This window comes from Nostoc sp. DedQUE07 (assembly GCF_034530975.2).
Taxonomy (GTDB): domain Bacteria; phylum Cyanobacteriota; class Cyanobacteriia; order Cyanobacteriales; family Nostocaceae; genus Nostoc.
Window position 1 is genome coordinate 113,724 of sequence record NZ_JAVRCC020000012.1, and the last position, 14,189, is coordinate 127,912.

At 39.6% G+C, this 14,189-nt stretch carries 11 protein-coding genes; 9 read left to right on the plus strand and 2 right to left on the minus strand.

Annotated elements, in window-relative coordinates:
- Positions 1–123: 123 nt before the first annotated feature.
- Together galE and RMZ95_RS12545 are read right to left on the minus strand one after the other, a co-directional pair.
- Positions 124–1,140, minus strand: coding sequence for a UDP-glucose 4-epimerase GalE (galE, locus tag RMZ95_RS12540; protein ID WP_289794838.1), 1,017 nt, complete (start codon positions 1,138–1,140; stop codon positions 124–126).
- Positions 1,141–1,150: 10 nt separating this feature from the next.
- Positions 1,151–2,563, minus strand: a complete 1,413-nt coding sequence (locus RMZ95_RS12545; RefSeq protein ID WP_322683834.1) for a sugar transferase — start codon at positions 2,561–2,563, stop codon at positions 1,151–1,153.
- 825 nt (positions 2,564–3,388) lie between these two features.
- Between RMZ95_RS12545 and RMZ95_RS12550 the strand changes: the two genes are divergently transcribed.
- The 9 genes from RMZ95_RS12550 to RMZ95_RS12590 all read left to right on the plus strand — a co-directional run bounded on the left by RMZ95_RS12550 (position 3,389) and on the right by RMZ95_RS12590 (position 14,118).
- Positions 3,389–5,572, plus strand: coding sequence for a polysaccharide biosynthesis tyrosine autokinase (locus tag RMZ95_RS12550; RefSeq protein WP_322672081.1), 2,184 nt, complete (start codon positions 3,389–3,391; stop codon positions 5,570–5,572).
- A 52-nt stretch (positions 5,573–5,624) separates the two neighbouring features.
- The gene (locus tag RMZ95_RS12555) at positions 5,625–6,470 is read left to right on the plus strand and encodes an ABC transporter permease (RefSeq protein WP_322683835.1); all 846 of its coding nucleotides are present in this window, start codon (positions 5,625–5,627) and stop codon (positions 6,468–6,470) included.
- Positions 6,471–6,511: 41 nt separating this feature from the next.
- A complete protein-coding gene (locus RMZ95_RS12560) occupies positions 6,512–7,837 on the plus strand; it encodes an ABC transporter ATP-binding protein (RefSeq protein ID WP_322683836.1) in 1,326 nt (441 codons plus the stop codon).
- Positions 7,838–7,942: 105 nt separating this feature from the next.
- Positions 7,943–9,178, plus strand: a complete 1,236-nt coding sequence (locus RMZ95_RS12565) for a glycosyltransferase family 4 protein (protein WP_322683837.1) — start codon at positions 7,943–7,945, stop codon at positions 9,176–9,178.
- Positions 9,179–9,270: 92 nt separating this feature from the next.
- On the plus strand, positions 9,271–10,206 hold the full coding sequence (locus RMZ95_RS12570) for an SDR family oxidoreductase (protein WP_322672085.1): 936 nt from the start codon (positions 9,271–9,273) through the stop codon (positions 10,204–10,206).
- Between the two features lie 43 nt (positions 10,207–10,249).
- Positions 10,250–10,978, plus strand: a complete 729-nt coding sequence (locus RMZ95_RS12575; RefSeq protein ID WP_322683838.1) for a methyltransferase domain-containing protein — start codon at positions 10,250–10,252, stop codon at positions 10,976–10,978.
- Positions 10,979–10,982: 4 nt separating this feature from the next.
- Positions 10,983–12,020 (plus strand): polysaccharide deacetylase family protein, encoded by a 1,038-nt coding sequence (locus RMZ95_RS12580; protein WP_322683839.1) that lies wholly within the window; start codon positions 10,983–10,985, stop codon positions 12,018–12,020.
- A complete protein-coding gene (locus RMZ95_RS12585; protein WP_322683840.1) occupies positions 12,013–12,975 on the plus strand; it encodes a glycosyltransferase family A protein in 963 nt (320 codons plus the stop codon). The genes RMZ95_RS12580 and RMZ95_RS12585 overlap by 8 nt, the downstream gene beginning before the upstream one ends.
- A 129-nt stretch (positions 12,976–13,104) precedes the next feature.
- Positions 13,105–14,118, plus strand: a complete 1,014-nt coding sequence (locus tag RMZ95_RS12590; protein WP_322683841.1) for a glycosyltransferase family 2 protein — start codon at positions 13,105–13,107, stop codon at positions 14,116–14,118.
- The last annotated feature ends 71 nt before the right edge of the window (positions 14,119–14,189 follow it).

Here is a 14,189-nt window from a genome sequence, read left to right on the forward strand (position 1 = left end):
GTTTTGTGTAGTAAAACCTCTAAGAAATTTTTTGATTGAGTCAATTATAGGGACACTATATGAGCCGTCGAATTCACGTTATCTAAATTGCAAAAACAAGGTTAATTAGGTGCCAAGTTCTAATTATGCATATGCCATATTGATATGCCTTTGACTTGCCAAGTTACTCTTGTGTTTTTCCCAAGCAATGGTTGTGTTGATAATCTCGTCTAAATCATTGTGTTTTGGTTGCCAACCCAGAACCCTATGGATTTTATCAGCACAAGCTGCAACACAGGCAGGATCGCCTGGACGACGTGGTGCAGCAATAACGGGAAAATCTACACCAGAAATAGCCTTGACTCTTTCAATAACTTGTCGCACGCTGTATCCTTGCCCATAACCGCAGTTGAAAATTTGGCTTTCCCCTCCTTTTTCTAAGTAATCTAAAGCATCTAAGTGAGCAGTCGCCAAATCTTCAACATGGATATAGTCTCGAATTGCGGTTCCGTCGGGCGTAGGAAAATCAGTACCAAAAATTCGGACTTCTGGCTTGCGCTTGAGTGCTGCATCACAAGCAGCTCGAATCAAGTGTGTGGCATTCGGTGACATTTGCCCCAATAGTCCACTGGGTTCAGAACCTGCTACATTAAAGTAACGTAAAATTACGTAGTTTAGTGAAGATACTGCTGCATAGTCCTGGATCAGCCACTCACTCATCAACTTTGAACGTCCGTAAGGATTGATGGGCTGTGTAGGATTCGACTCAGTAACAGGATTGTCTTTTACTTCTCCATAGACTGCGGCTGTGCTGGAAAAAATGAACTTGTTAACACCCATAACGCTACAGCAGCGCAGCAAATTTAAGGTGTTGCGGGTGTTGTTGGCGTAGTAGTCGAGGGGATGAGCTACTGATTCTGGAACAATCAGACTAGCGGCAAAGTGTAAGACTGCGCTGAATTTATGCTGGGCAAAAACTTGATAAAGATGCCCACTGTCTACTAAATCGCCAATAATTAGTTTCCCGTGTAGTACCGATGCTGGTGAACTTGTAGAGCAGTTGTCGTAGACTACGACATCATAACCAGCTTCTCCTAGTTGACGAACTACATGGGAGCCAATGTAACCAGCACCGCCAGTTACCAATATTTTATTTTTCATTTCTTTTTCCTTATCTACCTTTACCTAACAAAACAACTCGAATCGTTTTGAAGGCGATCGCTAAATCCAACCAAATGGAATAATTTTTGATGTAGTACAGATCGTATGACAGCTTTTCATAAGCATCTTCTATAGATGCTCCATAGGGATACATAACCTGTGCCCAGCCTGTAATTCCAGGTTTGACCAAATGGCGAACTTCATAGTAGGGAATCGCTTCTTTGAGTTTGACATCAAATTCTGGTCGTTCTGGACGAGGCCCAATCAGACTCATTTCACCCCGTAAGACGTTCCATATTTGAGGTAATTCATCAATACGCAACAAACGTAGCCAGTATCCGACTCTGGTGATTCGTGGATCGCGTTGACTAGCCCACTGCGCCCCCAACTTTTCTGCATCCTGATACATGGAGCGAAATTTATAAACTCTAAATGGTTTACCGTATAACCCACTTCGCTGCTGACTGTACAATACTGGGCCAGGGCTATCTAGCCTAACTAGTAATGCAACCAATAACAGAAGTGGTGCAACTAATACTAGTAAAAAGAGGATCAATATGAGATCGATAACTCGCTTCAGTTTCATACTGAAGTAACCAGGCATGAGGTTAAAACCATCACTAAAAGCCAACCATTTATCTTGTAACAGCGACGAAGGGAGTTTATACCAAAATGTTTCGTAAACATCCGGCAATGTATAAACCGGAATGCCTCGCAACCGCATCTGCATTAACTGTTGTGCTTGTGACTTAGAAAAGTTTATCTGCGCTGTCACTATAACCCCAGACCAGGATTCTTGACTCCATTGCGACAAATCGCTCAGGCTTCCCTGATAACTCAGATTTCTTTTTGGTAAGTCTATAGCTTTTTGGTTTTCCTCTGCTAGAACAGTCAGCTTTCCTAAAGGATTAAGTTCTAGCAATTTTTGTGTAAATTTGATGGCATTATCCCCGCCTCCTAGTATTAACCAACGGCTTTTCAGAGCGTGCGATCGCACCCATCTCACCGCCATTACGCGCAATATTATTGCCCAGATAGTAAAGATTCCTAAGCTAGGTAAGAAGACACTCCGCCACGATATCGGGTTGTATTTGGCAATATCTGACAAGTAAATCAGAGCAGAAATCAAGAAGGCGATCGCAATGCTACAAACAATAATTCGAGCGGGCGCTCTTAAACCTGAAATTTGCCGATCTGGATGGTAAGCATCTGCTAAATAAAATGCTGCAAGTATCATGCAGACAAATACATAAGGCAACGGATTTAGCCAATGTAAGGGTTGATCTAAACGCAACCATTGTGCGATCGCTAAACAAATTAGCAACCCAAAAATATCCCCTAACAAAAGCAATATCGGTAGGCTGCGGACTATATTTGGCAGCCTAGTATTGATAGGTAAACTGACATAACTTGTGGAAGTCATTGGTTTCTATTATTCTTCAGTATCCTGATATCGATTTATTCGTTAAAACCAGCAACCGAGTCAAATAAGGGAATATTAAAGACTAGCCGTATTGTGCCAAAGCATACAAAAATGAGAAATTTTGTATACTCTGTTTGTCAAAGAAATTGGAGATTAGGTATTACAAACTAGGAGGGGAACTATCTGTGCGTCGGTATAGCATATCTGTAGGAGATACATCTTAACTTGCATTGGCTGTACGAACTACACTACGGCTTCAAGGTTGTTCTTTTGACATTTGCATTATGCCATGAGTGTAGTCAATCTGAACTTTATATTTAATTTTTTGATTAGCGTATATTTGCTGTTAAAGTAGCTGTTCATAAAGTAACAAAATAAAGAAAAAGCTTATGCAAGCTGTTGAAATGCTGTTATTAAATTAATACCAAACAAGTAAGTGGGTGAAAAAAAACATAATCATGTTAACCAAGATAAATGAGGCTAAAAGCTTCTTCCCTCTTATATCTTGCCTTCTACCTCCTGCTCGACCTCAACTATAAATATTTATGCTTTTCTACTTAATGAGTTAAAATAAATGCTTTTTAATGTAATTTAAATTTTTAGAAAAAAAATTAAAAACACCTTGACATTCAGATAATATTTCTGGGATAAATCTAAGGAAATCTAATAAAAAGCAAACATTTTAAAAATACGGATATTTTTATTATGATTTTTTATACAAACAATTAGTAATTAATCCTAATTATGTCCAAATAGCTATCTTGGACTACCAAAATTGTGAAGCAAAATTAGTAAAAACAATTTCAGGTATTCGTAACATACTCCATGCCCTCTAACCAAGAAGACCAAAACTCCTTAGATTTGCAGCAATACTCGCTACTTCTGAAAAGGCGTTGGCTAATTATAGCTGTGGTGACTGCCTCTATTTTTGCGCTTTCAGCTTTAAGTGCTATCAAGCAAAAACCAATTTATGAAGCAGAAGGTAAGTTGCTTTTCAGTAAAACTGACCGCGTTTCTTCGCTGACAAATCCCTCGGCACAAGTTGGGGAGTTGAGAAGTGTGACTGAAATCAACAGTCCATTGGATACAGAAGCAGAGGTCATTCGTTCTAATCCAATAGTTGAGAAAACTATTGCTAGTCTCAGGTTGGTAGATAAGCAAGGAACACCCTTGGAAATAGATGAATTTCTCAAACAAGTCAAAATTAAAAGTGTCCGAGGTACAGATATTTTGGCGATTTCGTACAGCAGCAGCAATCCAAAAGAAGCCGCAGATGTTGTGAATTCGCTGATGAGATATTACCTGGAGAACAATATTCGCATTAACCAAGCCCAAGCGACAGTGGCAAAGAAGTTTTTACGCAAGCAATTACCTGAAGTTGAAGCAAGGGTAGCTAGATCGGAAGCAGCTTTGCGTCGATTTAAAGAAGGAAATCGGGTGATTGCTTTAGAGCAAGAAGCAACGAAAGGAGTGGACAAACTCGCAAACTTATCAGACCAGATTACCCAAGCCCAGGCAAATTTAACGGATGCTGAGACTCGCTCAAAACTTCTGCAACGTCAATTGAGATTGAATTCGCAGCAGGCTGTGGATATAGGGAATTTAAGTCAATCAAAAGCTGTGCAGGAAGTGTTAACACAATACCAACAGGTGCAAAACCAGTTAGCAGTAGAAAAGACTCGTTATACAGACAAACATCCGACGATCGCTAATTTGTTAGCAAAAGAAGCAGCCCTCAAAAAGCAGCTAGAGACGCGAATTGTTGAGAATGCAGATAGAGAAAAATCTGTACCAGCCCAGAATTTAGGGATGGGAGAACTCAAGCAGACCTTAGTGGCCCAACTGGTACAGTCGGATGTAGAACGTTCAGCATTAGCTAACCGAATTACGGTTTTGCAGAATGCATACACACTTTCTCAAAGACGATTGAGTGTTTTACCGCAACTGCAAGAAAAACAGGAGCAGTTAGAGCGACAGTTGCAAGTTGCTACATCTACTTATGAAGAACTGCTAAAGCGATCGCAAGAAGTCGATGTAGTAGTAAATCAGAATGTCGGTAATGCCAGGGTAATATCTGCGGCTTTACTTCCTCAAAAAGCTATTCCTTCCAAAATTGCCTTTCAGCTAGCGCTGGGTGGATTTTTGGGAATTTTGCTGGGTGTAGGCGTAGCTTTGATCTTAGAATCTATGGATCGATCCCTGAAAACTCTTGAGCAAGCCCAGCAGTTATTAGGTTATTCTTTACTCGGTACGATTCCTCACTTCGATCGAAAAGCTAAAAACAGTGGGGAAGGTCTAGTCGAACTAGCAGTCAAAGATAATCCATATTCGGGAGCAAGTTCAGCCTTTGAGATGCTTCAGATAAACCTGGATTTTACTATCTCCGATCGACCATTAAAAGTAATTGTCGTAGTTAGTTCAGCTCCGGGTGAAGGCAAATCATTTGTGGCTGCAAATTTGGCAGTAGCTAAAGCACATATGGGGCGTAGAATCCTATTAGTAGATGCGGATATGCGTCACTCTTCCCAACAGGAAATCTGGAAATTATCCAATCCAATCGGACTAAGTAATGTTTTAGTTGGTCAAGCAGAGTTTCGCAACGCCACTCAAGAAGTATTAGTTAACTTGGATCTCTTAACGGCTGGGACAATCCTAGCAAAACCCGCAGCATTGCTACATTCGCAGCGCATGGCTTTGTTAATTCAAGAGGCAGTCAAAGAGTATGATTGTGTGATTATTGATACTCCTGCCTTGAGTTTGTTTGGTGATGCACTCATGCTAGGCAAGATGGCAGATGGGATATTGCTGGTTGTACATCCTGGAGTGCTTGACCGTGCTGTTGCTAAGAGTACGAAAATCATGCTAGAGCAAGCGCGATCGCATGTTTTAGGAATGGTGGTAAATGGGGTTACTGCTGAAAAGGCGTCTGGTTACTATCACTCTAGGGGATCTGACGGTGGAAAAAGGTCTGCTTTGAGTCAGATAAATTTGCCTGGGATAAGAGCTTGATGAAGTTTATTTATTGACTTGATTATAGGTTAATGGGCATAGGGGTATTTTCATGATCGGAAAACAGACAATCGAGCCTCGGCAGAAATTAGTTATTAAGGCAGGGCAAACCGAGCAGCAGTACTGGCAGGATATCTGGAAGTATCGGGAGTTGTTTTACTTCTTGGCTTGGCGAGACATCTTGGTGCGCTATAAGCAAACGGCGATCGGGCTGTCTTGGGCATTGCTGCGACCTTTTTTAACGACAGTTGTGTTTACGGTTGTATTTGGTGTTTTACTCAAGGCTCCGTCGGCGGGTGCGCCTTACCCGATTGTCGTGTTTTCGGCGATGCTGCCTTGGCAGTTCTTTTCCAATGCCTTGAGTGAGTGTAGTAATAGCTTAATTAGTAATTCTAATTTAATTTCTAAGGTTTATTTTCCGCGTTTGATTGTCCCAACGAGTGCAGTGATTGTGAGTTTTGTCGATTTTATGATTTCTGCGATCATCCTGTTGGGATTTATGGCGTGGTATAACTTTGTGCCGGATTGGCGAATTTTAACGCTGCCGTTGTTTATTGCGATCGCATTTGCAGCAGCAATGGGATCGGGGTTATGGCTGGCGGCATTAAACGTGGAATATCGGGATTTCCGATATATTGTGCCGTTTATTGTGCAGTTTGGACTATATATTTCGCCGGTGGGTTTTAGTAGTAGTGTGGTGCCGGAACAGTGGCGACTACTTTACTCATTAAATCCAATGGTGGGTGTAATTGATGGTTTCCGGTGGGCAATTTTGGGTAAAGACTTTGCTATTTATTTACCCGGATTTCTCTTGTCCGTGGGGTTAGTCATCTTAGTACTGATTACCGGGATTTACTATTTCCGCCGGATGGAGCGCAAGTTTGCGGACATTATTTAGGTACAGCGTTTCAGGAGTTGTTAGCAGAGGTTGGAGGATATATGGCAGATACGGTGGTTAAGGTTGAGAACTTAAGTAAGAGCTATGTGTTGAGCCATCAGCAGGAGGGATATCGTTATAAGGCGTTGCGCGATGTGATAGTGGACGGGGCGAAATCGATGGCGAAGACGTTGAACCCCTTTAATCAAAACGCAAAACGCAAAACGCAAAACTCGAATCATGAGGAATTTTGGGCAGTCAAAGATCTGTCGTTTGAGATTAAGCAGGGCGATCGGGTGGGAATTCTTGGGCGGAATGGAGCCGGCAAATCGACATTACTGAAGCTTTTGAGCCGGATCACGGAACCTACTCATGGCAGTATTGAGATTACGGGACGGGTAGCGAGTTTGCTAGAGGTGGGCACAGGTTTTCATCCTGAGTTGACAGGGCGGGAAAATATTTACCTCAATGGCGCGATTTTGGGCATGAGTCGGGAACAGATCAAACGCAAGTTTGATGAAATTGTTGATTTTGCAGAGATTGAAAAATTTTTAGATACGCCTGTTAAACGCTACTCCTCTGGGATGTATGTACGCCTTGCATTTTCAGTTGCGGCACATTTAGAGCCAGATGTTTTGATTGTGGATGAGGTTTTAGCAGTTGGAGATGCAAATTTTCAGAAAAAATGTCTTGGCAAAATGCAGGAAGTATCCAACGATCAAGCTCGAACAGTTCTATTTGTAAGTCACAATATTGAAGCAATTCAACGACTATGTTCTAAATGTTTGTTACTAAATAAGGGGCAGCTAATTAATTACGGAAATACAAATAGCGTGATAACTCAATATTTATCTAGTAACTATTATTCTTGTCAAGCTTTTCCCAAAAAGTGGATAAATTTAAGCGATGCACATCGAAATGGCAATGGACAAGCTCGTTTTATCGCTGTTCAATATAGTAGTTTAAAAAAAGATATTTCTTTTAATGCTTATTCAAATGGTGAACTTGAATTTCTACTGAAAATCGAATCAGATTCCTCAAGAAATATAGGAAGTCTTGCAGTTGTTGTCTATAACCAGTACGGTATAAAATTAGTAAATGCGGATATTGTATCACTTGGACAAATAATATCCCTTCAGCAGGGAGAAAATCTAGTTAAATTAAACATTGAAAAGCTACATTTAAAATCAGGTACTTATGTCATTGGTCTTTGGCTTTCCGATTCTTCATTCCATACTATCTTTGATTATATTGAGTCGGCATTTGAAATAGAGGTGGTTGAACTTCCATCCGAAGATTTTGGTATAACATGTGACGGTTTAGTAACCTGTAACTTTCAAGTATTATCAGCGCCAATCGCCGATTCAAATCTAAATTTAAAAACCTAGAAATAATTTACTGAGAGACTTTTAGAGATAGTCTGATGTTTATTCAATACAAAAAAAGACATCAATAGACATCACTTTTGATACAAGATAGATAAGAGAGAAGGCATGGAAAAGCAAAATGTTCTTTATTTCACAAGTTATCCTTTAGACCCTAATAATGGTTGTGGAATGGCACTTTTAAATGATATTTTTCAACTATCTCAGATAGAAGATATCAACCTTTATGTTGCCGTTACTTGTAACGAAAGTAATCAATTACAAACTAAAACACAATTAGAAAATTTAAAAGTTAAATATTACTTAACTAATCGATTAAGCCCTTCTACAACAAAAGAAAGTTTTTTAAAAGAAGTAGTAAAAATATATAAAAGATTAGTGTATAAATTACGCTCGACTTTTAGCTTTCAGAATGTAACGTACTACAATTGGGATCGAGCAAAACATGTTTCTGAATATTTAACTGAACTCTGCGAACAACTCTCGATTAAAGTTGTTATTGTTGAACAGCTATATAGTATTTTATGGTTTAAAAATTTCCTTAAACTTAAACAAAAAAAGATATATCTTGCAACTGATAAAGAAGCAGAATTTTTTAAAGCTCTTGCTCCCTATAATTGGTTCAATTACAAATCTAAATTTAGTATTTTTATTAGTTATTTAAGACTAAATAATTTTGAGAAAAAAGTCTGTGAATTGGCTGATAAATGTATATTTATGTCCGAAGCAGATATTCCCAATTATTTACTAGCTAATAAAAAAGCATCGATCAATTCACAAATACTCCCGCCTAAACTCGTCGGCTGGCGTTATACAAATTCAAAGACAGTTTTCTTTGCTGGTAATATTAATTTCTATTTCAATTTCTTAGCTGTAAAATGGCTAATTTATGAATTATCTCCGAGATTATTAAAACTAAATAATAAAATAAAAATTGTGATTGCTGGTACAGATTTTAATAATATACCCAAAGATTGGACTATAGAAAGTAACGTTCATATTCCTGGTTTTATTCCTAAAGAACAGCTTGAAGTTTTGTTTCAGACTTCCGATATTTTTATATGTCCTATTGATAATGATTTTTCAGTGAAAATGAAATTAGTTGAATGTGTTTCTTATGGAATTCCTTTCTTTGCAACTGAGCCTTGTCTGAAAGCATTACCATATTTATCTGGCTTGCCAATTTTAGATATTAATAGCCCTGACGAAGCAGCAGCTTATATTTGTGATACTTTATCGAGAAAAGAAGTCTTAGAGCAATTAAGTAACCGCATCTTAGAAGATGCTTTGAATTTTGCTAATACTCGAAAAGATTGGTGGACAAAAACTGTTTTAGATATGTAAATATTTAACTTGAAATATTGAGATAATTATCAAAATTCATTTATCTCAATTTATAAAAATTGTCAAACACTAGTTATTACAATATAACCAAAATGACTACTTTCCATCAATCAGTTTTAGTTACTGGGGTAGCGGGATTTATTGGTCGTTACGTTGCTCGGTATTTCTCAGAGCAAGGTTGGTCGGTAATAGGCGTTGATAATTCGCCTCCTGAAAATGCTCCCCTTCACAACTTAACAGCCTATCATCGTCTCAAATTACCCGACCCCTCTTTAAATAACTTATTAAAGGAATATTCTCCTAACATTTGCATTCATTGTGCAGGGCGTGCCTCTGTTGGCTTATCGATTATAGAACCCGATGTTGACTTTCAATCTAACACAGCTTTAACTTTTGAAATTTTAAATGCGTTGCGAATTAATGCCCCTAGATGTCGATTTATTTTTCTTTCTAGTGCAGCTATTTATGGAAATCCAGAGTCATTACCTATTGGAGAAACTCAACGCTGTAACCCCATTTCTCCTTATGGATTTCATAAGTTACAAAGCGAACAACTATGTTTAGAATTTAGCAAAGTTTATGATTTACCAACTGCAAGTGTACGAATTTTTTCTGCTTATGGCCCGGGTTTACGCCGTCAAGTCCTTTGGGATATTTGCCGACAAGCAATTTATCAACCCATAGTTAAGTTACAAGGAACTGGCAAAGAAAGCCGTGATTTTATTCATGTACTCGACATTGCCAAAGCTTTATTAGTAGTAGCAACTTCTGCACCAATGCAAGGAGAAACATATAATTTCGCAAGTGGAAGAGAAGTTACAATTTCAGAACTAGCGGAGATGGTGTTTAAATCCTTAGACTACAAAGGTAGTGTTGAGTTTGATGGAATGGTTCCTGTTGGAACTCCCATTAATTGGCAAGCTGATGTTACAAAATTAGGAAGTCTAGGAATAACCGATTTTTTATCTTTAGAACGGGGTGTCCGTGTTTATGCAAATTGGAGTTATGCAGAACTGTTAGGTATATAGCTCTTATTAAAAAAAGCCATATTCATTAAAATAATTTTTTCTGATGAACAAAGAACAGTTAAAACTAATCGTCCAAAAGATATTACCATCTCCTACCCACTACTGGCTAAAGTCTCAATATAATAAGGTACGCCTGGGTACTTTGCAAAGCTTAAAACCTATAAATTCAGGTTGGGGTTTTGAGCAAGGAAAACCAATTGACCGCTACTATATTGAGAATTTTTTGGGTCGCTATTCAAATGATATTCATGGGCACGTATTAGAAATTGGAGATAACTATTATACTCAGGAATTTGGAGGCGATCGCGTTACTAAAAGCGATGTATTGCACGTTAAAGATAACCCCAATGCAACAATCATCGCAGACCTAACAGATGCGGAACATATACCATCAAATACATTTGACTGCTTTATACTGGTTCAGACGCTTCAGCTAATTTACGAAGTGCGACTAGCGCTCTTAACAGCCTACAGAATTATGAAACCAGGAGGTGTTGTTCTGGCTACGTTTCCGGGAATCACACCACTCAAAGATGAGGAATGGAACAGTTGCTGGTGTTGGAATTTTACAGCCCTATCTGCACAGCGACTGTTTGAGGAGGTTTTCCCTAAGGAGAATATTCAAGTCGAAACCCACGGAAATGCTTTGGCAGCCACAGCTTTTCTTCAAGGATTGGTAGTTCAAGATATACCCAAGGGAAAGCTAGATTATCATGATCGTAGCTACGAGGTAACTATCACCGTTAGAGCAGTGAAACCTGATATGAGGTGATGGAATGAAAATACCTGGAAGTGACAAATTGAAGCGAACAATTCGACGGTTCCAAAAAAATTTAGCATCCTCTAAGGGGCTGATTTTGATGTACCATCGCGTCGCTGAGGTAGAATTAGACCCCTGGAGTCTGTGCGTAACTCCCCAAAACTTTGCCGAGCAACTAGAAGTTTTGCAAAAATATTACCAACCTCTTAGCCTCAAGCAATTCGCGCAAGCGCAGCGAGATGACAACATTCCAGAGCGAGCAGTGGTTGTCACCTTTGATGACGGTTATGCAGACAATCTCCATCATGCCAAACCAATACTTGAGCGCTATAGCATTCCAGCCACAGTTTTCGTAAGTACTGGCTACATAGGAAAAGAGCGTGAGTTTTGGTGGGACGAGTTAGAAAGGCTACTTTTGCAACCAGGCAAATTACCAGAGAAACTTTCTTTGAATATTAATGGTAGCCTTTGTCACTGGGAGCTGGGTCAAGCCGCCAATTACACTCAACAAGACTATCAAAGCGATCGCACTTCTAAAGCTTGGGAAGCTAAACCCGGTTCTCGAATGTCTTTCTATTACTCAATTTGGCAAGTATTACTACCTTTACCGGAAGGGGAATGTTTAAAAGCTCTAGACGAGTTAGTAATTTGGGCTAATGCCAAATCTACTGTACGTAAGACTCACCGCTCCCTTTTACTGGAAGAGGTGTGTGCTTTGGGGCAAGGAGATTTAGTAGAAATTGGCGCTCACACAGTTACCCATCCATTTCTTTCAGCACAATCAACAGAATTACAAAGATATGAAATCCAGCAAAGCAAAGCTACTTTAGAGGAGATGCTCAATCGTCCCATAACAAGTTTTTCCTATCCATTTGGTAATTACACTCAACAAACCCTTGAGTTGGCTCAAACTATTGGATTTGACTGTGCTTGCACTACAACTAAAGACATAGTCTGGCGACAGAGCAACAGTTTTCAATTGCCTCGCTTCGGGATTGAAAACTGGAATGGGGAAGAATTTACCAAGCAATTAGCGAGGTGGTTTCATGGTTGAACAGATAAATAAGAAACCATTAGTTTCCTGCATCATCATCTTTTTGAACGCTGTTGAAAATTTCTTTATAGAAGCAATAGAAAGCATTTTTGCTCAAACCTATGACAATTGGGAACTTTCGTTGGCAGATGACGGTTCAGCCGACAAGAGTACAGCCATTGCGTTGCGATATGCCCAACAACACCCTAACAAAGTGCGCTATTTGGAGCATGAAGGTCATCAAAATCGCGGTATGAGCGCAACGCGTAATCTGGGAATTCGCCATGCAAAAGGTGAATATATTGCTTTACTAGATGCAGATGATATCTGGTTGCCGCAAAAACTGGAGAAGCAGGTAGCAATATTAGAAGCTCACCCCGAAGCAGGTATGGTTTATGGCTCCACTCTGATGTGGTTTAGCTGGACGGGTAATCCTGAAGATGCGAAGCGCGATCGCCAACGAATTCTAGGTGTAAAACCTGATACCCTACTAAAACCGCCAACACTGCTCAAGTTGTTTTTGAAAGGCAAAGCCGAAACACCAGGCACCTGTAGCGTCCTCATACGTCGCAAACTCGTTCAAGATGTCGGTGGCTTTGAGGAGTCCTTCCGAGGAATGTTTGAAGATCAAGCCTTCTTTGCCAAAGTCTGTGTCAATGCATCTGTCTTTGTAGAAAGTGGCTGTTGGGATAGGTATCGACAACACCCAAAAAGCTCCTGTTATGTTGCACAAGCTTCAGCACAATACAATCCACTCAAACCAAATTCTACCCACTTAACTTTCTTGACTTGGTTAGAGAAATATTTGTGCGAACAAGGATACCAGGATACTGAGATTTTGCAAGCTTTAAATAAAGCATTATGGCCTTATCAGCACCCACGAATGTTCTACTTGTTGCAATTTTTTCCAGATGTTGCTCAGTCTCTTACGAGGAGTATAAAAAAAATTGTGAAATTCATATTTAGACGTACTTAGCACAGACCTAGCGATCTGTCCAGAACTAATTGACAGATAGTTTTTTACAATGACTTGAAGAAATTATTTAATTACAGAAATAAAAAAACAAATTAACTGAACACCTGAAGTGACGAAAAGCCAATTATTATGAATGAGCTATACCCTTTTCGATCTGTTATTCAACCTGTGCCCGATGGAGAACCACGACCTTTATGGTCAGTGATGATTCCCACCTACAACTGTGCAAACTATCTGCGTGAAACATTAGCAAGCGTTTTAGCGCAAGACCCAGGATCGGAGATAATGCAAATAGAGGTGGTTGATGACCACTCCACCAAGGACGATCCTGAAGCTATTGTTAAAGAATTAGCAGGCGATCGCGTTAGTTTTTATCGCCAGCCAGAGAATGTTGGACACGTTAAGAACTTTACCACCTGCTTAGAGCGATCGCGTGGCAAACTCATGCATCTTTTGCATGGTGATGATTGCGTTCGGGAAGGCTTTTATCGCAAGATGCAACAAACATTTGATACCCAGCCGGAAATAGGAGCCGCTTTCTGTCGTCACATCTTTATGGATGAAACAGGGCACTGGCGACACTTTTCTGAGATATTACAACCTCAAAGCGGGATAATTGATAATTGGTTGGAAAAAATTATAGTTAAACAATATATTCAAACTCCCTCTATTGTTGTTCGCCGACAAGTATATGAAAAGTTAGGTAGTTTTGACCATCGGTTTCGTTTCTATTATGAAGATTGGGAAATGTGGGTGCGAATTGCCGCACAATACCCTGTATGGTATGAAGTTGAGCCACTAGCTATTTATCGGCTACATTCTGTATCTAATACTGGACAAACTGTGCGTACAGGCAAAAACATGCAAGAGGTACGCCGTGGATTGGAAATTGCACAGTCTTATTTGCCTGCTTATCTGCCACAATCAACAGTCGATCGCCTGATCGATGCCAATAAAAAACACTCGGCAATCTGTGCTCTCAGAACAGCCCAAAATATGCTGATGATTGGCGATTTATCTGCTGCGATCGCCCAAATTCAAGAGGCATTTCAATGCAGTATTTCACCAAAGGTGATAGCATATTTTATTTACTTTGCTACCCAAGCTGGATTGAAACGTTCCCTGTCATTTTATCGAAGTTAAATAAACTAAATAATACCAATTCTGGAAGGTAATGAGATAGTCACTCCAGTCATTAAAATCCTCCCAGACTT